This is a genomic window from Microbulbifer yueqingensis (assembly GCF_900100355.1).
Taxonomy (GTDB): Bacteria; Pseudomonadota; Gammaproteobacteria; order Pseudomonadales; family Cellvibrionaceae; genus Microbulbifer; species Microbulbifer yueqingensis.
On sequence record NZ_FNFH01000003.1, the window covers coordinates 396,916 to 418,407 of the forward strand.

At 57.6% G+C, this 21,492-nt stretch carries 18 protein-coding genes and 1 pseudogene; 1 reads left to right on the forward strand and 18 read right to left on the reverse strand.

Translation table 11 applies throughout. The annotated features are described in order from the left end of the window. Positions 1–30: 30 nt before the first annotated feature. The 14 genes and pseudogenes from BLT26_RS08940 to BLT26_RS09005 all read right to left on the reverse strand — a co-directional run bounded on the left by BLT26_RS08940 (position 31) and on the right by BLT26_RS09005 (position 16,896). The gene (locus BLT26_RS08940; RefSeq protein ID WP_091512317.1) at positions 31–2,442 is read right to left on the reverse strand and encodes a DNA polymerase II; all 2,412 of its coding nucleotides are present in this window, start codon (positions 2,440–2,442) and stop codon (positions 31–33) included. A gap of 225 nt (positions 2,443–2,667) precedes the next feature. Continuing rightward, positions 2,668–3,831: a hypothetical protein gene (locus tag BLT26_RS16265; RefSeq protein WP_139169453.1), complete on the reverse strand. Its 1,164-nt coding sequence runs from the start codon at positions 3,829–3,831 to the stop codon at positions 2,668–2,670. A 432-nt stretch (positions 3,832–4,263) separates the two neighbouring features. Further along, positions 4,264–4,398: pseudogene (locus BLT26_RS16615) on the reverse strand (transposase); the annotation flags it as partial. A gap of 351 nt (positions 4,399–4,749) precedes the next feature. Then, positions 4,750–5,442 carry a hypothetical protein gene (locus BLT26_RS16270; protein WP_139169455.1) on the reverse strand — a complete coding sequence of 231 codons (693 nt, stop codon included), beginning with the start codon at positions 5,440–5,442 and terminating at the stop codon, positions 4,750–4,752. Positions 5,443–5,554: 112 nt separating this feature from the next. Then, positions 5,555–6,565, reverse strand: coding sequence for a YiiX/YebB-like N1pC/P60 family cysteine hydrolase (locus BLT26_RS08960; protein WP_091512329.1), 1,011 nt, complete (start codon positions 6,563–6,565; stop codon positions 5,555–5,557). Positions 6,566–6,846: 281 nt separating this feature from the next. Next, the gene (locus tag BLT26_RS08965) at positions 6,847–7,650 is read right to left on the reverse strand and encodes a DUF6615 family protein (protein WP_091512333.1); all 804 of its coding nucleotides are present in this window, start codon (positions 7,648–7,650) and stop codon (positions 6,847–6,849) included. 128 nt (positions 7,651–7,778) lie between these two features. Further along, positions 7,779–8,336, reverse strand: a complete 558-nt coding sequence (locus tag BLT26_RS08970; RefSeq protein ID WP_175453070.1) for a restriction endonuclease — start codon at positions 8,334–8,336, stop codon at positions 7,779–7,781. Positions 8,337–8,422: 86 nt separating this feature from the next. After that, complete coding sequence (locus BLT26_RS08975) at positions 8,423–9,193, reverse strand: hypothetical protein (protein WP_091512340.1); 771 nt, start codon at positions 9,191–9,193, stop codon at positions 8,423–8,425. Positions 9,194–9,302: 109 nt separating this feature from the next. Further along, complete coding sequence (locus BLT26_RS08980) at positions 9,303–9,602, reverse strand: DUF4288 domain-containing protein (protein WP_091512343.1); 300 nt, start codon at positions 9,600–9,602, stop codon at positions 9,303–9,305. 426 nt (positions 9,603–10,028) lie between these two features. Next, positions 10,029–11,207, reverse strand: a complete 1,179-nt coding sequence (gene prpF / locus BLT26_RS08985; protein WP_091512346.1) for a 2-methylaconitate cis-trans isomerase PrpF — start codon at positions 11,205–11,207, stop codon at positions 10,029–10,031. Positions 11,208–11,361: 154 nt separating this feature from the next. Continuing rightward, on the reverse strand, positions 11,362–13,959 hold the full coding sequence (gene acnD, locus BLT26_RS08990; RefSeq protein WP_091513347.1) for a Fe/S-dependent 2-methylisocitrate dehydratase AcnD: 2,598 nt from the start codon (positions 13,957–13,959) through the stop codon (positions 11,362–11,364). Positions 13,960–14,087: 128 nt separating this feature from the next. Next, positions 14,088–15,215 (reverse strand): bifunctional 2-methylcitrate synthase/citrate synthase, encoded by a 1,128-nt coding sequence (prpC, locus tag BLT26_RS08995; protein WP_091512350.1) that lies wholly within the window; start codon positions 15,213–15,215, stop codon positions 14,088–14,090. A 133-nt stretch (positions 15,216–15,348) separates the two neighbouring features. Beyond that, positions 15,349–16,227: a methylisocitrate lyase gene (prpB, locus tag BLT26_RS09000; RefSeq protein WP_091512353.1), complete on the reverse strand. Its 879-nt coding sequence runs from the start codon at positions 16,225–16,227 to the stop codon at positions 15,349–15,351. 3 nt (positions 16,228–16,230) lie between these two features. After that, entirely contained in the window at positions 16,231–16,896 is a 666-nt protein-coding gene (locus BLT26_RS09005) for a GntR family transcriptional regulator (RefSeq protein ID WP_245720658.1), read from the reverse strand. 317 nt (positions 16,897–17,213) lie between these two features. On the opposite strand from BLT26_RS09005, the gene BLT26_RS09010 reads away from it, so the two are divergent. Further along, complete coding sequence (locus BLT26_RS09010) at positions 17,214–17,738, forward strand: DUF2062 domain-containing protein (RefSeq protein WP_091512361.1); 525 nt, start codon at positions 17,214–17,216, stop codon at positions 17,736–17,738. Here BLT26_RS09010 and BLT26_RS09015 read toward each other — a convergent pair. The 4 genes from BLT26_RS09015 to BLT26_RS09030 are packed head-to-tail and all read right to left on the reverse strand — an operon-like array spanning position 17,724 to position 21,396. After that, positions 17,724–18,050 carry a hypothetical protein gene (locus BLT26_RS09015; RefSeq protein WP_091512365.1) on the reverse strand — a complete coding sequence of 109 codons (327 nt, stop codon included), beginning with the start codon at positions 18,048–18,050 and terminating at the stop codon, positions 17,724–17,726. The genes BLT26_RS09010 and BLT26_RS09015 overlap by 15 nt on opposite strands. 35 nt (positions 18,051–18,085) lie before the next feature. Then, positions 18,086–19,348 (reverse strand): lipoprotein-releasing ABC transporter permease subunit, encoded by a 1,263-nt coding sequence (locus tag BLT26_RS09020; RefSeq protein WP_091512368.1) that lies wholly within the window; start codon positions 19,346–19,348, stop codon positions 18,086–18,088. Continuing rightward, positions 19,341–20,096: a lipoprotein-releasing ABC transporter ATP-binding protein LolD gene (gene lolD, locus BLT26_RS09025; RefSeq protein WP_091512371.1), complete on the reverse strand. Its 756-nt coding sequence runs from the start codon at positions 20,094–20,096 to the stop codon at positions 19,341–19,343. Before lolD ends, BLT26_RS09020 begins: the two co-directional genes overlap by 8 nt. A gap of 55 nt (positions 20,097–20,151) precedes the next feature. Further along, on the reverse strand, positions 20,152–21,396 hold the full coding sequence (locus tag BLT26_RS09030) for a lipoprotein-releasing ABC transporter permease subunit (RefSeq protein ID WP_091512374.1): 1,245 nt from the start codon (positions 21,394–21,396) through the stop codon (positions 20,152–20,154). Positions 21,397–21,492 lie beyond the last annotated feature (96 nt).

Below are 21,492 nucleotides of genomic sequence, written 5' to 3' on the forward strand. Positions count from 1 at the left end.
ATTTTTCCCTGCCCCCCAACATTCTGATGCTCAATCGGTCACTCCGAACAGCCCCAGCTGGCCATCCACCAGGCTGTCAAAATCCAGCTCTATGAATGGCAATATGGCATCGGCCACCGGCTTGAGCTGCCGGTCGATATAGTGCTGGTAATCAATCGGTGACTGGCGGTAATCCACTGGCTCCGGGCCATTGAGGGTGATCACGTAGCGAATCCAGCCCTTCTTCTGGTAGCGGGGCGACAGCCCCTGCTGGCGGCGGTGCTCATCGGCCATTCGCGCTGCGCGCACATGGGGTGGCACGTTTTTTACGTATTGCTCCAGCTTGCGCCTGAGCCGCTTGCGATACACCAGCTGCTCGTCCATGTCCCCGGCCCGGGTCCTCTCCACCGTCTCGCGGATATAGTCGGACGGATCCTCGCCGTGAAACACCATCCCGTAAAGTCGGGTCTGGAACTGTTTGGCCAGGGGCGTCCAGTCGCTGCGCACGGTTTCCAGGCCCTTGAAGACCAGCTTTTCCTCATCCCCGCTCACCACCAGGCCCGCATAGCGCTTCTTGGAGCCGGCCTCCGAGCCGCGAATGGTGGGCATCAGGAAGCGCTGGTAGTGGGTTTCGAATTCCATCTCCAGTTCGCATTCCAGCGCCAGCTCTTGCTTGAGTTTGTGCCGCCAGCGCGTGTTGATCTCGCTGGCCAGGCCCTTGCCGATCGCATCCGCATCTTCAACAGTGGGTCGGCCGCTCAGCCAGACAAAGGTTGAATCGGTGTCGCCGTAGATGACCTGGTGACCCAGCTCCTCGATCCAGCGGGCCGTCTGCTGCATGATCTCGTGACCGCGCAGGGTGATGGAGCTGGCCAGGCGCGTGTCGTAAAAACGGCAGCCCCCACTTCCGAGTACCCCGTAGAAAGAGTTCATGATGATCTTGATGGCCTGGGAGCGGGCGGCATCCTGCTCCTGCTTGGCGATGTCCCGCTGGGCCCAGAGATTGGTAATGATGTCCGGCAGGAAGTGCTCGTCACGGGAAAAGCGCGCGCCGCGAAAACCGGGGATGCTGGTTTCATCCGCCCGGTCATCCGCCGTGCCCTCTTCCGCTCCCTCTTCTGCGCCCTCGCCCGCCGCCTCAGCCAATCCCTCAATCAGGCCCATGGGGTCGATCTTGAAGGTGCGGATAATGCTGGGATACAGGCTCTTGAAGTCCAGCACCAGCACGTTGTCGTAAAGGCCCGGCCGGGAGTCCATCACATAGCCGCCCGGGCTGGCCAGGCCGCCGTCGGCCGGCAGGTTGGGCGCCACATAGCGGCTGCGGTGCAGCCTGGGCAGGTAGAGGTTGGTGAAGGCCGCCACCGAGCCGCCGCTGCGGTCGAGCTCCAGGCCCGTGAGCTGGGCCCGCAGGCGCAGGTAATCCAGCAAGCGGGTGTGCTGGAAGATATCCCAGACCAGGCGGCAGTCTTCCAGGTTGTAGGCGGCCAGCTTGGGTTTGTTATGGCGAAAGTCGTGTTCAATCACCGCCAGGCGGTTGTCCACGTCTTCGGTGTCCTTGCCCCGGCCCAGTAGGGTCTGGGCCACGAACTCCAGGCTGAAGCTTTCAAAGTTGTAGGTGGCGTTCTTCAGTCCGTCGATGCCGTCCAGCACCACCCGGCCCGGCAGCGTCACGAAGCCCTGGCTGCCTTCCCGGCCATCCCGCCAGCGGGCCTCGGTGCCACCGCGCCCCAGCTTCAGGCGCAGGCCATGGCGCCCGGCCCGTTTCAGCAACAGCCGGAAATCAAAGTCCACCACCGCCCAGCCGATGATGACATCCGGGTCCAGGCATTGGATCCTGGCCTCCAGGGCCTTGAGCAGGACCCGTTCGTCATCCACCCAATGGATGGTGGTGTCGGCGCCCTGCGCCTGCATTGGCCCCACCATTAGCACCTCTTCCACCCCATCACCGTAGAGACCGATGGAATACATCTCACCCTGGCCGGAGCACTCCACGTCCAGGGAAACCACCTTGAAGTCCGGCTGCACCTCGGCGCCCTTGAGGCGCACCAGGCGATATTCCGTATAGCCGTCCCTTGCCCGGGCCACACCTTCAAAGTAGAGGCCACCCCGGGCAAAGCGCTCCATCAGGTAACGGTCGTGGAGACGGAAATCCGCTTCAAATACCTCGATGCCGCGATTGTGCAACAGGGCCTGTGCCCGGCGGTGGGCGTCGATGGTGGGGAAATACAGCATGGCCGCCTCCTCGCGGCCAAAGGTCTGGAAGCCCAGCTGCTGCCAGTCACAGGGCACGCCGGCCAGCGCCTCTGTCACCTGGGGGCGGTCTGCCACCTTCACCATAAAGACCGGGCGCTCTCCTTCAATGACCAGCTTGACCGGGCCCTCTGGCGTGGCCAGCCAGTAGTGGATGCAGGTACTGCCGCGCTGGTCAAAGCTGTGGCGGGTGAGGAGAAATCCCTGGGGCAAGTGGCTGATCCGGGTTGAGGCTTGGGTTGGTGATGGGCGCCATTCTACTGGATAAATGCACAGGCGTCAGCAATCACCAGAACTGGACGAGCAGGGTCTGGAAGCCCACCCAAGCCAGGGGTGAGAGGGAAAAGCGCCCCCACTCCAATTAACGCCATAATGTTGATCTACCCCCATTTTAAGACAGCTCAATCGATCCGACGGCGTGCTTCATTGGAGCGGCGGTTAAGGCTCACGCACCAGGCGTTTCTGATCGCGCCTATCCGTTTTCTTTTTGGACTTTTTTTCCTTTTCCCGTTTCTTTTTCTTTGGTTGCTCGTTCTTCGGTTGCCCGCGCTCCTGGCGCGGAGCTGGCTTCACGGCAGTATTGCGCCGATCATTTGGCGCATTACGCTGGCGCTGGCGCTGGGGCTGCCCGTGCTGGGTCTTTGGCTTGGGCCTGTCGCGCACCGTGCGGCGATCAGTTGCCGGGTGCTCTAATACAGGAACAACTCGTGGGCCGCGAATGCCGGTGGGCTTGTCCGCGAGTTTAACTGCGCGCTCGTCCCGACTTGGATTCCGATGTGGCTTCCGGCGTTCATTACCGCGATCCCAGCTCCGGTTATCCATCGCAGACTCCCGCCGCTTTGGCTCGGCTGTGCCAGCAAACCCATGTTCACCGCCTCGGCCACGATGCTGGCGCTCTTCACGACGATTCTGGCCCTTCTCACGTTGATCCCGGCCCTTCTCACGACGATCCCAGCCCTTCTCACGACGATCCCAGCCCTTCTCACGACGATCCCAGCCCTTCTCACGACGATCCCAGCCCTTCTCACGACGATCCCAGCCCTTCTCGTGTTGATCCTGGCGCTTTTCACGACGATCCCAGCCCTTCTCACGACGATCCCGGCCCTTCTCGCGTTGATCCTGACCCTTCTCCCAGCGATCATCTCGATGCCCGTTGCTGTCATGCCAGTCCCGCCGATTATATCCGTCGTCATGACCGTGCCGGCGCGGCGGTCTGGGGTGGTGCCCTCCGGCATAGCGATGGCCATGGCGGCGCAAGCGCGTATGCCAGCGGTCATTGAAGCTTCCCGAGATATACAGATTCGGGGCCGGATACCAGGGGCCACGCCAGTGACTGGCACTGATCCAGTGGTCCTGATACCAACGATAGTAACGCCCCTGTCGATAGAAAACGTCGCTACGGTCGTAGAACACGTAAACGCCGAGTATATCGTCGTAGTAGCGATAGCCGGGATCGGTCATCACTGAATAGGAGTAGACCGGAGTAGCCTTCCGGACATAGGTTTTCTCGACGAACACCGGCGTAGCTGGGTAGGTGACACAGCCACCGAGCGTCAAAGTGATGGTGAGAGCGGCGAGTAATCGGTATGGGACTTGGCGCATGGTGCGTTTTCCTTGGATTCACACCTGCTTTTTAACCCGGCACAACTGAATCGCCGCTGAATCTCCTCAATGGGGTCAGATCAACATTGTGGCAGGAAAACCAACATTCACGGCAAAGCGATGCGCGGCTGACCCAGCGGAGCTTGCGTCACCCGCCGGGCAAACTGTTCCTCGATTTGCGCCTTGTGCTGGTCATTACCCAGCGCCAAGCCCCTGTTCAGGGCACCCCGGAGCTTGTCGAGAGCGGGCGTGCATCCAGCGCATGGCGGAACAGGGCCCAGTAGCGCTCCTGGCGCTGCTTCGGGTAGCGACCGAGCGCCAGATACTGCATATGAGGTATAAGCAGGCTGGATGACCTGCCCAGCCCATTGCAGCCATAGCTGGACCATACTCCCGGTTGAAGTAACGCACATAAATACGCCCAAGGGCCTGCATCATCCTGCTAACACCCTGATCAGACTGGGAGGTTACCAGCAGGTGGACGTGATTGGTCATCAACACCCAGGCATGTACCTGAATATCGAATTCCTTTGCATACTGTTTTAGCCAACAGGCGTAGGCGATCATGTCCTGTCCTGAACAGAAGCAAACCTGCCGGTTGTTACCCCGCTGTGTAACATGCTGCGGAATCCCTGCAGGCCCGAGGCGCGGCAATTGCTATGGCCATAGACTAATGAATGGAAAACTCAGTGGGTGCTAATGGGTGTCATAATGTTGATCTGACGCCATTTATTAGGAGAAAACCTTGAGGCAAGAGGCTGTACTGGGTTGGGTTGGGTTGGGTTGGGTTGGAAATTTGCGCCATTCTACTGGATAAATGCACAGATACCAGCATATCGACAGAGCTCGACGAGAGGGCGCTAGCGGCCTATTTAGGGCAAAGGAGAACTGAGCAAGGAAAAAAGGGTCAGATCATAGCTATGTCTCACCCTCGAGGCCATGCTTAATGCATTGGATCATAGTAACTACTAATGCTGCATCATGCGCCGAAACCATGGTTAATGAACCATGCAATAGCTTATTTCTGAGCCCCCTTAAAGCAGCGATATTGTCATCCCCTAACCAAGAACGAACATGGCTCAATTTGCTAAGCTTCTCTGAAGCTTCTGCGCCCTTAATAGCATGAACAACATTTTTGCATGGTTTGTTACGAAAATCCTCTCCGGGGTGTTGCGCTCTCCATCTCGGGAATCCCTCACCTAATGATAGAAGCCCTTCATCGTGTAGTATTTTGTTAAAGGAGCCCTCAATCTGGGGGAGCAAATGGTAACAACAAGAAGAATATTCACCACCAAGAAAGTTTACAACCCCTTTGAAGCACAGCTCTCCGCGTTTCGGAAACAGGCTTTCTAATAGCTCTTTATCTAGTAACTCGAGAGAATAAAGCTTTGCTTTTCCACAAAATTGACAATGCGATTTTTTTACCGCTTGCACTGCATGAATTAAGGCATCACTTTCAGTGGTAAATTTAGTGTTCAAAGTCAGTTGCGGCTGGCCTTTCAAATAATGAAGTTTACCGTTTTCCGCTTCAATAACTATCATATCCGCGGCTAAAGATACCACGCGACCCCTAACCCCATTTTCAGTGGTAATTTCGTCTCCAATTATCAACCTGTATTCCAAAATAAGTCCCCATCCTCCATACGACATAATGCCCCAATCACTGGGTTAGCGTAACCAGCTCAGCCTGCATCGGCTCATTAGGCCGCGATAATTAGTCAAGCTACAACGAATCATTTTTTCCGTATAATTGAATCAAAACTCGTGCCGCTTTCACACGCCGCTTATGATTTAGACATAGCCGGAGATATAAATCACTCAACAAGCGGAATGTTTCACGCGGGTACGCACGATTCATCTCGCCATAACCCCCCGCGTTAGTCTCCCAATGAGCAAAAACACCGTTTTCATCGTCTCTCAACGTGGCGCGACAATAATCAAGCAGCTCTTCAGGGTCTGTAAGCGAGTGATAAAACTGGACAATCAATACTGGATCGTATCTCCATGGAAAGCGCGAAAGCTCCTCTTTCCAATGCTCGAGATATCCTGAAGAACGAAACGCATTAGCAATTAATTTATCGAGATCTTCCCGCTGGATCACCAGACTATCTATATCATTAAGACTTTCGACGTTCGAATTTAAAGCTCGTATAGCTGTAAGCAGCCTATTGGTCTTTTCTCGCATCCCTTCTGTTGTATCACATATCCCCGCAGCCACATTGAGCTCATCAGCTAAGACTGGAACCCATGGGTTATCAATCTGAATTAATTTCTTAGAGCTCTTAATATCATTAGGCGTGCAGAAATCGGGGTTCTTCACCAAAATGATACCTGCGGATGCATAGGCTCTCGCTACCATTCTTGAGCAATACTGCTTGACACTACCTTTTTCTGAAATCGTAGGCGCTATTGATTTAGCCGCCTCAATTTTTGTATAACGTGTTCCCGTGGAGGCTCTTGCATAATTAACGATACTCTCTGCTTGAACCCGGGAAAGCGGCGCCTTTGATCTCAAGGCATAGATTGCACATTCATCTTCGTAGAAAAGCTTTTGGATATTCCTCGCCTGCACGCCCTCTCCAGTCGAATCAATGACTGAACCATAGGCTACGCAAACCATCGCATGAGATATATCACTGCGAGTGACCTTGCGGATCAATCCACTGTCTTTCTTCGTAGTCGTCGTAAGAACAATATCCCCCGGCTGAAGGATTTCAGCATTTATCCTTTTCATAATCCTCCTACAATCTAATGCCTCAGCTCATATTTGGTCAGGCCGGAGCGAAACGACGATATGCAACTACAGGCTATGCCAACATCAACTAATCTTATGGTCAGTATTCGACATCAACGCGGCAAAGTGATTGTTCTAATGAGCGAAAAGAGAAACATTCGGGTCAGAGTAAGGTTTTGACAGCCGAAATCACAGTGGCATAGAGCGCCGACATTTTATTCTGACTCCAATATACGCAGGAGCCGGAGCACGCAGTGCGGTGACCCCTCCGACTGGCCTTGTTATATATTTTCTTCATTCAATTGTCTGAATACTGTTACACGCATAAGCCTCTCATCCTGAATATCGATAAAATCAGCTTGACTCTCGCGCTCTAGCATTTGCTTAACGTAGTATGGCGGAGAGTCTTTGAGGACGTATCTATCGGTGCCTTCATCCGCTTCGACTTCTTGTCCTGATAGAAGGCCGGCTCCCTCTAACCATCCTAGAGCTCTCACAGGGAGGTCCCCCCCAGAGAATCCTGAGCAGCAGAATATGCAATGCATCGGCCTTAAGGAACCAATTACGTTCTTAAGGTGATTTTCTCCTTTCTTTTGGAGTCGCTTAACGACGATTGGATTAAGTATTGCCGTCCCATAATGACGAACGCTGGACTTATAAGTTTTACATTTCCAACTTGTCTGATAATCTCCGGGCTTCCAGTTTGAATACATGCAATACAGTGGAATGAGACCGTTCTTATTAGCATCCTTTATGAGAAGATCAACTTGTTTCCCGCTCTTGTTGCTATGGTGAAGATGCTCATATTTTTCAGACTTTAGCTTGAGCACTTTTGCTTGCACACGCATCCCGAGCCATTTTCCGCTGGAACCTGTAAACCACCACTCCCAATCAGAACCATTGACCGCTTCTTTGTGCCGAGTAAACGTATCAACAACAATTTTTCCTTTGCCCCACTTCTTTAAATTGAGAACAAGAAAGTCGGTAATGGATTCTTCGCCTACCTGGTAGTTGTGCTTCCTAGCCTCTCTCAGCCTGTCCCACGTCCAGCCGGAATTCTTTATCGTTATTTCGTCAAGCTGCATCTATCAGGATACCTTTCACATATAACGCCGCGATCAGCCGCAGCTTACTGTCCATCTTTTGCGCGAAAATGGGGGCAACAGCGACCGCGCAACAGGTGCGCGAAGTAAGCGGTCAGGCTGCAGTCTTCTTATGCTAACTCCTGGGTGCACCACTCAAGCAATGGTTCTAACCGGCCAGATTCAACCAGGCTAAAACACTGACGCTCGTCTTCATTTAAAGTTACAAACCAACCTATAAATTCCGATGTTTTTACCCAGGGAGGCGTAACCGAAGGACCGCTTTCAGCAGACCTTGTTACAAAATTTGTATTGCCATTCTGAATTGTTATTGTTGCAATTCCCCTTTTTGTCGCGTATTCGATTGCACCACGTTGAAACCCTGATGTGGAGAAAACCATACCTTTATGGGCATTTGAGTCTCGTAACTTGGATTCTAAAACCATAATCACATCACGCTTTACTGCGCCACTGTACCTTTTGCACTCAATTAACACTTTAATCTTTGCTCCGCCAAACACAGTGAATTCAGCAGTAACATCTATCTCGTACTCTCCACTATCACCATTTAAAGTATTTAAATGGCTAACTTCAAAGTTTTCAAGGTTTTGTACCGAACCGGAAATCCAATCTTTGACTTGAAGTTCGAATTGCTCGGGAGAAATATCTACAGCTTCTTTTCCTATCACTATTGCGATGTCCCAATTTCGAGCATAACGTCAAGCTTTAGGGCGGGCTGCGCAGCAAGCTGTCCCAGGCTGGCAATAGCGCTTTGTTAGGCGCTGCATTCTACCTCCTTAGAATTGCTCCATATTTCTTGGTAGATCTGCTTTTTTGCAAGAGCAATTGGGGTTTGCAGAGGGATCAAGTACGTTGCTTTTTTACCTGCATCTTTTATTGACCCCCCCATGATCCACGCCACATCATGATCTATGAATATAATGCGGTCATGCAATTCTTTGCTACGCCTTAATTCAATATGAGTTTGAAACTGAGACGAATGCTTTTGAATATAAGTATTGATGTCTTTGGAATAACGATCAGCGAGTATTTGGATACTTAGTTCAGTGTTCGCTGAAGCGAGATAGGCATCAAATGCCTCACCATTAAAATATGGATCAATAATCATGATCTCAGATTCTGCAGAGGCAATTACTTCTTTAAGGTCAGCAAAGAATCTGTAGACATCGCCTGGCGCATAAGCGCTACCAATATCACTTCTATCTTCGAGTTCAAGCTCTAGCTTTATTTCCTCCATCGCATCAAGGACCTGCCCTTGAATTTGGACAATGGCGGGTTCCCAGTATTGAATCAGCGTAGTAAAACTAGATTTGAATTGTACCTTTCTCTCAATACTTAATCTTGACAGTAATGCGCCAACCTTTGATAGCCACTGTCGTTGAGGTGAAGCCGCGTCCATGATTGGCTTGTCACCGAAATCTGGTGCATTTTCTAGAGCTTCGGTAAGCTTAAGAAGCAATATGTGCTTCTCTATCGGCCCATCACCTTCGAGCTTTTTCATCATTCTTTGTAGTTGATCCGTCATATATCGCTCGATTTCATTTTTGGCCTAACGCCCGGCTTTGGGGCGGACTTGGAGCGGCGAAGCCGCGGAAAGGCCGTCCCGGCCCCTCAGGGGCAATAACAGCCGCTTGTTAGGCGTTACCTTTGGGGAGAAACTCTGAGAGCCATTCCAGGTCTGTAATGGCTCCAGCAATTTCGTCTCCAGATTCGAAACTCTTCTCCAATGGTTGGATATCCAAAATGGTCGCAAGGGGCCAGGAAACTAGCTGATCGAATTCATTCCTATACTCATTCGGTTGCTCAGCCTTTAGAGTAGCATCAACATCCTTGATAGAAGTCGAATCAAATATCCGAACTTGGATATCTACCGAGTCAGAGGCCTTCCCTCCGACTATGCAACCGTAAACCACTAGAGCAATGTATTTATCCATTTTTCCTCAGTGGCCGCCTAACAGTTTATTCAAAAGACGCGTCTATATATCCAGCTGTCGTCTATGCACGAGGCACGCCCTCTTCCAAAATGGAGACGAACTAAATCTTTCAATAGGTTGAAATACAATCAAGCCATCATATCGATGTAAAAACGCGACGCGTCAATACTCATCTTACTGATTGACGTATCATGATCATATTAAGCTTTCTATTAAAGTCAATGGCTTAGAAGTATTTCTCTACTGACAGATGACGCGTCTCGTGATATTCGGGATATGAACAGGACTTTGGCTATTTACCGGACACGCAATAGCCATCTGGAGATTTAGAAGATGTGTCAGGGAGGCTATCGCCTCCCTTAACAGGCCATTACAAGAAAACGTAACAGCGAATAGAGCAAGCCAAGAAATCTAGCGACCTTCGGCTCAGAAGGTATCGCCCGGCACCCGCACCCAACCTTCCATCAAAATCCGCGCACTACGACTCATAATGGCCTTGGTAGCCGTCCACTGTCCGTTGACCACCTCCGCCTCCGCCCCAAGCCGCAGGGTCCCGGACGGATGGCCAAAGGTCACGGCATTGTGCTCCCCTCCCCCCGCGGCCAGATTCACCAGGGTACCGGGGATCGCGGCAGCAGTACCGATGGCGACGGCGGCGGTGCCCATCATGGCGTGGTGCAGTTTGCCCATGGACAGGGCACGCACCAGCAGGTCGATATCGCCTGCGGCGACCTTCTTGCCGCTGGAAGCCACATAGTCCTTTGGTTCCGCCACGAAGGCGACTTTGGGGGTATGCTGGCGGCTGGCGGCTTCTTCCACATTGCTGATCAGGCCCATCTTGACCGCGCCATGCGCCCGGATGGTTTCGAACATGGCGAGGGCCTTGTCGTCACCGTTGATGGCTTCCTGCAACTCGGTACCCACGTACCCAATCTCGTCGGCGTTGACGAAAATGGTGGGGATGCCGGCGTTGATCATGGTGGCTTTCAGGGTACCAACGCCCGGCACCTCCAGGTCATCCACCAGGTTGCCGGTGGGGAACATGGCCCCGTCGCCGTCGGCCGGGTCCATGAATTCGACCTGGACTTCGGCCGCCGGGAAGGTGACGCCGTCCAGCTCGAAATCGCCGGTCTCTTGTACTTCCCCATTGGTGATGGGCACCTGGGCGATGATGGTCTTCTTGATATTGGCCTGCCAGATACGCACGGTGCAGGTGCCGTTGTCCGGGATGCGTTCGGCATCGACGAAGCCGCTGTTGATGGCGAAGGCTCCCACGGCGGCGGTGAGGTTGCCGCAGTTGCCGGACCAGTCCACGAATGGCTTGTCGATGGCCACCTGGCCGAACAGGTAGTCCACGTCGTGGCCGGGCTGTTCGCTTTTCGACAGGATCACGGTCTTGCTGGTGCTGGAGGTGGCGCCGCCCATGCCGTCGGTCTGCTTGCCGTAGGGATCGGGGCTGCCGATTACGCGCAGCAGCAGGTTGTCGCGGGCTTTTCCCGGTACCTGGGCGGCTTCCGGGAGGTCCTGCAGGCGGAAGAAGACGCCCTTGCTGGTGCCGCCGCGCATGTAGGTGGCGGGGATTTTGATTTGGGGTGCGAAGGTCATTAAAGAGTCTCGCATGAGTGTTTTTTGTGGTTGTAGGAGCCTGCTTGCAGGCGAGCGGTTCGAGCTTCGAAACATTCGCTTGCAAGCAAGCTCCTACGGGTGCTCTGTAGGTGGTTTGTTCGCCTGCAAGCAGGCTCCTACAGGGGGCTTCGCATCAGGCCTGGGCTTCCGCTTCCAGGAAGTCCTTGGCGAAGCGCTGCAGTACACCGCCGGCGCCGTAGATGGAGACCTCTTCCTGGGTGTCCAGGCGGCAGGTTACCGGTACTTCTACGGTTTCACCGCTCTTGCGGTGGATCAGCAGCGCCAGGGTCGCGCGGGGCTTGTGCTCGCCGATCACGTCGAAGGTCTCGGTGCCGTCGATGCCCAGGGTCTCACGGGTGGTGCCGGGCTGGAATTCCAGCGGCAGCACGCCCATGCCGATCAGGTTGGTGCGGTGGATGCGCTCGAAGCCCTCCGCCACGATCGCTTCCACACCGGCCAGCGCCACGCCCTTGGCGGCCCAGTCGCGGGAGGAGCCCTGGCCGTAGTCGGCGCCGGCGATAATGATCAGCGGCTGCTTGCGGTCCATATAGGTCTCGATGGCTTCCCACATGCGGGTCACCTGCCCTTCCGGCTCGATGCGGGCCAGGGAGCCCTGCTTCACCTCACCGTTTTCGTCGCGCACCATTTCGTTCAGCAGCTTCGGGTTGGCGAAGGTGGCGCGCTGGGCGGTCAGGTGGTCGCCGCGATGGGTCGCGTAGGAGTTGAAGTCCTCCTCCGGCAGGCCCATTTTCGCCAGGTATTCACCCGCGGCACTGCTGGCCAGGATGGCGTTGGACGGCGACAGGTGGTCGGTGGTGATGTTGTCACCCAGCACCGCCAGCGGGCGCATGCCTTTCAGGCTGCGCTCTCCCGCTAAAGCGCCTTCCCAGTACGGCGGGCGGCGGATATAGGTGCTCTGCGGGCGCCAGTCGTACAGGGGCTGGCCCTTCTCCGCCTCGGCCTTGTTCAGGTCGAACATCGGGATGTAGACCTCGCGGAACTGCTCCGGCTTGACGCTCTCTTTGACGATCGCGTCGATCTCTTCGTCGCTCGGCCAGATATCCTTCAGGGTCACCGGGTTGCCGTCCTTGTCGTGGCCCAGTACGTCCTTCTCGATATCGAAACGGATGGTGCCGGCAATGGCATAGGCCACTACCAACGGCGGCGAGGCCAGGAAGGCCTGCTTGGCGTAGGGATGAATACGGCCATCGAAGTTACGGTTGCCGGACAGTACGGCGGTGGCGTACAGGTCGCGGTCGATCACTTCCTGCTGGATCTTCGGGTCCAGCGCGCCGCTCATGCCGTTACAGGTGGTACAGGCAAAGGCCACCACGTCGAAGCCCTGTTGCTGCAGTTCGGGCAGCAGGTCGGCTTCTTCCAGGTACATTTTTACGGTCTTGGAACCCGGTGCCAGGGAGGTCTTTACCCAGGGCTTGCGGGTCAGGCCCAGCTTGTTGGCGTTGCGCGCGATCAGGCCGGCGGCGATCATATTGCGCGGGTTGCTGGTGTTGGTGCAGCTGGTGATGGCGGCGATGATCACGGCACCATCGGGCATCAGGCCCTCTTCTTCCTCCCACTCTTTCGCGATTCCACGAGTGCCCAGTTCGGACACCGGCAGCAACGCGTGCGGGTTGGAGGGGCCGGCCAGGTTGCGGCCAACGGAGGAGAGGTCGAACTTCAGTACGCGCTCGTATTCGGCATCTTTGAGGCTGTCTGCCCAGAGGCCGGTTTCCTTGGCGAACTGTTCCACCAAAGCCACCTGCTCGTCGTCGCGGCCGGTCAGCTTCAGGTAGTCGATGGTCTGCTCGTCGATGGCGAACATACCGGCGGTGGCACCGTATTCCGGTGTCATGTTGGCAATAGTGGCGCGGTCGCCCAGGCTCAGGCTGGAAGCGCCCTCGCCGAAGAATTCCAAGTAGGCGCCGACAACGCGCTCGCGGCGCAGGAATTCGGTCAGGGCCAGCACCATGTCGGTGCCGGTGATGCCCGGCTGCAGCTTGCCGGTCAGCTCAACGCCGACGATATCGGGCAGGCGCATATAGGAGGCGCGGCCGAGCATGACGCTCTCGGCTTCCAGGCCGCCGACGCCTACTGAAATGACGCCCAGCGCATCCACCATCGGGGTATGGCTGTCGGTGCCGACGCAGGTATCCGGGAAGGCGACACCATCTTTCTTCTGCACCACCGGGGACATCTTCTCCAGGTTGATCTGGTGCATGATGCCGTTGCCGGGCGGGATCACGTCCACGTTCTCGAACGCGGTCTTGGTCCAGTTGATAAAGTGGAAGCGGTCCTCATTGCGGCGCTCTTCCACCGCGCGGTTTTTCTCGAATGCATCCTTCTCGAAGCCCGCATGCTCCACCGCCAGCGAGTGGTCGACAATCAGCTGGGTAGGCACCACCGGGTTGACCTTGGCCGGGTCGCCACCCTTCTCGGCGATGGCATCGCGCAGGCCGGCCAGGTCCACCAGGGCGGTCTGGCCGAGGATGTCGTGGCAGACGACGCGCGCGGGGAACCAGGGGAAGTCCAGGTCGCGCTTGCGCTCAATCAGCTGCTTGAGGGCGTCGGTGAGCATTTCCGGCTCGCAGCGACGCACCAGGTTCTCCGCCAGGATGCGGGAAGTGTACGGCAGTTTTTCATAGGCACCCGGCTGAATATTTTCGACGGCCTCGCGGGTGTCGAAAAAGTCGAGGTCTGTGCCGGGGAGTTTTTTGCGGTATTCGGTGTTCATGAAAATCAGACTCGAATAAAACTTGGGGTACTTCGGCGTCATCCCGGCGCAGGCCGGGATCCAGTGCTCGCTGGGATTTCAGTAGAGCTGGATTCCGGCCTGCGCCGGAATGACGAGTAAAAAGTAAATTAACCGCGTTCGGCGATCGGAGTTACCTTGCGCAGCTCCGGGCCGACATATTCCGCGCTCGGGCGGATAATGCGGTTGTCGGCGCGCTGCTCGAATACGTGGGCGGCCCAGCCGGTTACGCGGGACATTACGAAAATCGGCGTGAACAGCTTGGTGGGAATGCCCATAAAGTGATACGCGGAAGCGTGGAAGAAGTCGGCGTTGCAGAACAGCTTCTTCTCGCGCCACATGACTTCCTCGCAGCGCACGGAAACCGGGTACAGCACCTCGTCACCCACATCGGCTGCAAGCTTCTCGGCCCACTGCTTGATGATGGCGTTGCGCGGGTCGGACTCGGTGTAGACCGCGTGGCCGAAGCCCATGATCTTTTCCTTGCGCTCCAGCATGCCCAGCAGCTCTTTCTCCGCTTCTTCCGGCGAGGAGAAGCGCTCGATCAGCTCCATGGCCGCCTCGTTGGCACCGCCGTGCAGCGGACCGCGCAGGGAACCGATGGCACCGGTGATGCAGCTGAACAGGTCGGACAGGGTGGAGGCGCAGACGCGCGCGGTAAAGGTGGACGCGTTGAACTCGTGCTCTGCGTACAGGATCAGGGAAACGTTCATCACCTGTGCGTGCAGGTCATTCGGCTTCTCGCCGCGCAGCATGTGCAGGAAGTGGCCGCCGATGGAGTCGTCATCGGTTTCGGTCTCGATGCGCACGCCGTCGTGGGTGAAGCGGTACCAGTAGCAGATGATGGACGGGAACGCGGCCAGCAGGCGGTTGGCGCGGTCGTACTGCTGGTCGAAGGACTCCTCGCCCTCCAGGTTGCCCAGCATTGAGCAGCCGGTGCGCATAACATCCATCGGGTGCGCGTCGGCGGGGATGCGCTCCAGCACTTCTTTCAGCGCCTGCGGCAGGCCGCGCATGCCCTTGAGGGTGCCCTTGTAATCCGCCAGCTGTGCACTGGTGGGCAGCTCGCCATTGAAAATCAGGTAAGCGACTTCCTCGAACTCGCAGTTTTCCGCCAGGTCCTTGACGTCGTAACCGCGGTAGGTCAGGCCGGAGCCGCTCTTGCCTACGGTGGACAGTGCGGTTTTGCCGGCTACCTGGCCGCGGAGGCCTGCGCCTCCTACTTTCTTCTCTGCCATCTCTAATTCCCCTATTTCTTTCAATGTTTTCTTTAGTACATCGTCATGCCGGACTTGGTCCGGCATCCAGTGCGGAGTTTCTTACCACCCCCGGACTGGATCCCGGCCTGCGCCGGGATGACAGTAGGTAAAATTACTTCTTGAACAGCTCGTCGAGCTTTTCTTCAAACTCGTGGTAGTTCAGGTAGTCATACAGCTCCGCACGGGTCTGCATGGTATCCACCACCACCTGCTGGTCGCCGTTTTCCAGGATGCTGGTGTAGACGTTCTCCGCGGCCTTGTTCATGGCGCGGAAGGCCGACAGCGGGTACAGCACCATATCCGCACCAGACTCCGCCAACTCCGCCTTGTTGTACAGCTTTGTTTTGCCGAACTCGGTGATATTGGCAAGGATCGGCACATTCAGCGCATCCTTGAAGGCGCGGTAGTGCTCCAGTTCGGTGACCGCCTCGGCGAAGATGCCGTCGGCACCGGCCTCGATACAGGCCTGGGCGCGATCGATGGCGGCGTCGAGACCTTCCTGGGCGAAGGAGTCGGTACGGGCCATGATGAAGAAGTTGTCGTCGGTACGGGCGTCAACCGCCGCCTTGATGCGATCGACCATCTCTTCCTTGCTGACGATTTCCTTGTTCGGGCGGTGGCCACAGCGTTTCTGCGCCACCTGGTCCTCGATGTGTACCGCAGCCGCTCCGGCACGGATCATCTCCTTGATGGTGCGGGCAATATTGAAGGCCCCGCCCCAGCCGGTATCGATATCCACCAGCAGCGGCAGCTCGCTGGCGGCGGTGATGCGGCGTACGTCCTCGAGCACATTATCGAGGCTGGTCATGCCCAGGTCCGGCAGGCCGTAGGAGGCATTGGCGACGCCGGCGCCCGACAGGTAGATTGCCTTGTGGCCGATCCGCTCCGCCATGATGGCGGTGTAGGCATTGATGGTGCCCACCACCTGCAGCGGGTTGTTTTCGGCAAGGGCGCGACGGAAACGTGCGCCGGCAGAGAGAGTCTGGCTCATTGGCTACCTCAGTTTATTTTCAATGTTTTGCCGCGAGGCACGGATATGGCGACGCATGAGCAGCTCGGCAAGGTCGCCATCCCCGGCCTCGATGGCCTCGATGATATGGCTGTGTTCGCGGAAAGCCCGCTGGGCGCGGGGACTGGCCATGCCCAGCTGGTAACGGTACATGCGCACGCGGTAATAAAGGCGATTGCAGAGTGTGTCGATCAGCAGGTCGTTACCCGAAGCCTGCACAATGCGGAAGTGAAAGTCGAAATCGCCCTCGGGCTGGAAATAGGCCCGGCCCGCGCGCAGTTCTTCCTGCTGCTCATGGTGCTCGAGCATCCGGCGCAACTCGGCCAGGTCCTCCGCGGTACGGGCACCGGCAGCGAGCCGGCAGGCCATGCCTTCCAGGGCCTCACGCACGTCATAGAGCTCCAGCAGGCCGCGCTCGGTCAGCTCCACCACCCGTGCGCCCACATTGATGCGGCGCTCCAGCAACCCCAGCGCCTCCAGGCGCATCAGTGCCTCTCGCAGGCTGCCGCGGCTAGCCTCGAAGCGACGCGCGAGCTCCGGCTCGCTGATTTTGCTCCCGGCGGCGATGCGTCCCTCAACGATTTCGGCCCGCAGTGTCTCGAACAGGCGATCTGCCAGGGTCCGGGGGGCCTCGCTGGGGGCGGCTTTCACGTGTGAATCATTCAAGCTGGAACCAGATTGTCGACAATCCAAAAGGAAGCCCACCATAAAGCAGCAGGAATGTGCGGTCAACCCTGTAGCCATACCCACATTGTTGACAATTTTGCCTATCTGGGAACCAGTTGGGCGATGGTAGTCTTGAGCGCTCCAAGCGGGCATAATAGCGCCCGCAGCGGGAAGCGCGTGTCGCCCACCGGTCCGCGATCTATCCTAGAGAAGGACCAGGACAGGCGGGGGATCACGCTCAGCTGAAAATGACGGGTGGATTCCATTGTTCCGACCTGCCAGTTTCCGGGTACAGTGACGTTATGCCGAAAAGTTTTATCAGGCGCTGGCTGCCGACCCCCGAACAGGTGCGGGCCAATAAGGGCCTGGGCTTTTTGGGCTCCCTGCTGCACGACCCCAACCTGTTCCACCTGAATCGCCACTCGGTATCGGTAGCCTTTGCCGTGGGCGTATTTACCAGTTTCCTGCCGCTGCCCGGCCAGATGGTGATAGCCGCCCTGCTGGCGCTGTGGTTCCGGTGCAACCTGCCCCTGTCCATGATCCTGGTCTGGATCAGCAACCCGATCACCATGCCGGCCATTTTCTACAGCACCTACAAGCTGGGTGCCTGGATCCTGGGCACGCCGCCGCTGGATTTCAGGCTGGAGCTTTCGTGGGAGTGGTTGACCGGTGAGGTGGGCAAGATCTGGCTGCCGCTGTTTTTCGGCTCACTGCTGGCCGGGATCTTCTTTGCGGCCGTCTCCTATTTCGGCATGCAGGCCCTCTGGCGCTGGCATGTGCTGAAACGCTGGAAAATCCGGCTGGAACGCCGCTCAGCGATCCATTGAAGCCCGCTGCCGTTCGGGATCGTGCACCCGGTTCCAGCAATAGGCCACTATTGAGTAATAGCTGAGGAAAATACCGAACAGGACGCCCATTAGTGGCAGGAGCTCTGCAGTGCCCATGCCTTTTTTCAGGAAAAGGATCACCGACATAAAGCTCCAGATATACAGCGGGTAGAGCGTTGCGCAGGTAAACAGCCGAAACCTTCCGAATGCCTCGCCCTCATTGGGGCGCAGAAAAGGAAACGGCCACCAGCAGATCGACGGCCGGTGTATGACGGCCATAAATCGCATCAAGATCATTTCCTTCTCTCTCATAGCCCTCTCCCCTTCCTGCGCCCAGATTTCAGTTCTTATTGTTCGTTACGCAATGCCGCCGCGGGTTGCACCCTACTCGCCTGCAGTGACGGGTAAAGCGTGGCCAGAAGGCTCAGCAGGAAGCCCGCCCCCACAACCAGCGCCACATCCGCCCACTGCAGCTCGGATGGCAGGTAGTCCACGGGGTAGACGTCGGACTTCAGGAACTGGATACCGAACAGGGATTCCAGGCCCGCCACCAGATCCGTAACAACCAGTGACGCACCTATGCCCAGCAGGCCCCCGACCACAGCGCCCACCAGGCCCACCAGGGCTCCCTGGCTGACGAAAGTGAGCAGGATCTCCCGCGTACTGGCGCCCATGGTGCGCAGGATGGCGATATCGCTGTGCTTGTCGATCACCACCATGACCAGGGTCGACACCACGTTGAACGCGGCAATGGCGATAATCAGCAGCACCAGCAGGCCCACCAGGTTGCGGGACATCTGGATCGCCTGGTAGAGGTTGCCGTGGGTGCGGCTCCAGTCACTGCCATAGAAATTCTCACGCGGCAGGTCTGCCAGCAACTGGCGCATGATCCAGTTGGCTTCCAGCATCTCCTTCACGCGCAACTGTACGCCCGCGCCGCCGGCACCACCGGCAAGGCTACGGGCCTGCTCCCAGCTCAGCAGGGCCAGGCTCTGGTCCAGGGCGGTACCGGAATGAAATACATCCACGATACGGAAGCCCGCCAGCCGCGCCGCCCTTCTGCCGCCGTCGGCACCCTCGCTGTTGGGAACAATCAGGGAGAGGTGCTCGCCGCGCTCTACACCAAGCTTGTCCGCCAGGCCGCGACCGAGAATGATGCCGGGCTCGGCAGCATTCCCCAGGGCGGCAAATGCTTCCGCGGAGACAAATTCATCGATATTCGAAACCCGGGTGATGGTGTCCGGGTTGATCCCCTGGGCCAGCAACGGGGTCACTTCCCTGCCCTTGCGGGCCAGGGCATTCACCTGCCACACCTCGGCCGCCGCCTCCACCTCCGGGGATGCCGCCAGGCGGTCGCGCACTGCGGCCCAGTCTACGTCGGCAGAGGCGTTGTAGATGGTGGCGTGCGGCATAATGCCCAGGATGCGCTCGCGCAATTCGCGATCGAACCCGTTCATCACCGACATCACCACGATCATCAGGCCCACGCCGAGCACCAGCCCGACCATCGACAGTCCCGAGATGAACGACACCAGGCCGGCGGAGTCCTCGCCGCGACGCTGCGCCCCGGCATAGCGCAGGCCGATAAAGGCGGGCAGCGGCCTAAACATGGTTGCCCTGCTGCCAGTCACTCTCAAGGCGCCCATCGATCAGGTGCAGGGTGCGATCCAGCGCTGCCGCCAGGTCAGGGTCATGGGTCACGATAATAAAGCTGATACCGAGCTCGCGATTCAGGCGGTCCATCAATTTGTGGATTTCCCGGGCCGTGGCGCGGTCCAGGTTTCCGGTGGGCTCGTCCATCAGGACGCAGGCGGGGCGGGTCACCAGGGCCCGCGCAATTGCCACGCGCTGGCGCTCCCCCCCGGACAACTGGGAGGGTTTGTGGTCGAGGCGCTCACCCAGTCCCACTGCCCTAAGCATGGCTTCGGCCTCGGCGCGCGCATCGGCAATCGAGGACTTGCCGATCAGCAGCGGCATCGCCACGTTCTCCAGCGCGGAAAACTCGCCCAGCAGGTGGTGGAACTGGTAAACGAAACCCAGGCTGCGGTTGCGCAGCCAGCCGCGCTCATTGGCGTTCAGGGAGGCGAGGTCGCGGCCCGCTACCCGGACTTCCCCTTCGCTGGCGGTATCCAGTCCGCCAAGCAGGTTCAGCAGTGTGGACTTGCCGGACCCGGATGCGCCGACAATGGCCAGCTTCTCACCCCGCCGGACTTCCAGCTCCACCCCGCGCAGGACCTGCAGTTCATTGTTGCCCTGGCGATAGCTCTTGCGCAGGTTGCGACAGGAAAGCACCACCTGGCCGCCATCGGCCTCGGCGGGAGTAGCGGGCTCTGTCTGTAATTCCACTTGGCTGTTCATCTCTAAGATGCTTCCGTATTCTGGTTGCTGTGCGGGCGGCTACCTGGACGCCGCCCTACTCGTAGCGCAGTGCTTCGGCAGGCTCGATCTGGGCTGCGCGCCATGCCGGGAACAGGGTGGCCAGCAGGCTCATCACGATCGCGGCAGCCAGCACTATGACGGCGTCGGCGGTGCGAAACTCCGATGGCAGGAAGCTGACGAAGAATACCCGCGGATCAAAGATCCTGGCACCGAGGACATTCTCAACCCAACTCACCATATCGGTCAGGTTCAGGGCAATCACTATTCCCAGCAGCGCGCCGGTGAGCGCGCCGATGATGCCGATGGCACTGCCCTGTACCACGAATACCCCCATGATCTGCCGCGAGGTCAGCCCGAGGGTACGCAGCACGGCGATATCCGAGCGCTTGTCCGCCACCATCAGCACCAGCGCAGAGACAATATTGAAGGCAGCCACGGCGACGATGATCATCAGCATCAGCGTCACCACCGTTTTTTCCATTTTCACTGCCTGGAACAGGCTGCCCTGGGATTTGCTCCAGTCCTCACCGCTGAAGCCGGGGCCCAGCTCTTCCGCATAACCGGCCACTTTGCCCAGCGCATTGTTCATGTCGTCGAAGCGCAGCTGCAGGCCCTGCGCCCGCCCCGGCATGCGCATCAACCGTGCCGCGTCCTCGATATGCATCAGCGCCATGCTCTGGTCCACCTGCGCGCCCACGGAAAATATCCCGGACACCGTGAAGCGCTTGGTGCGAGGAAAAATGCCCGCGGGGGTAATGACCACTTCCGGCAGCGTCAGGATGACACTGTCACCGGGAATGACATTAAGCTGGCGCGCCAGGATACGCCCCAGCACGATGTTGTAGCTGCGCGGCTGCAGGGTGTCCAGGCTTCCCATCAGCATGTGCTCGCCCACCTGGCTGACATCGCTCAATGCAGCCGGATCGACACCCTGGAACTCGACACCGTGGCTGTCATTGCCCCCGCCGAGCAGCGCGAAACCGCGCACGAAGGGACTGGCAGCCACGACATGGGGCTGGCGGGCCAGCTGCCCGGCCGCATCGCGCCAGTCCTCCAGCCCGCCTTCTTTCTGCACAAACCCGTGCGGCACCACACTGAGGATGCGCGTCTTGAGTTCGCGATCGAAACCATTCATTACCGAGGTGACCACGATCAGGGCCATTACCCCGAGTGCCATCCCCAGCAGTGAAAAGCCGTTGATAAACGAAATGAACTGCTGGCGGCGCCGGGCAGCTACATAGCGCAGGCCGATGAACAGGGGAACGGGGCGAACCCACATAATTCAAAATGCTCCAAAGTGGGCGGTTTCCGGATGGCGCGCTGGCGCCCGCCGGTCCTGGTACAGCCGCCCTGCCCCCGCGGGGAGGTGGGACGA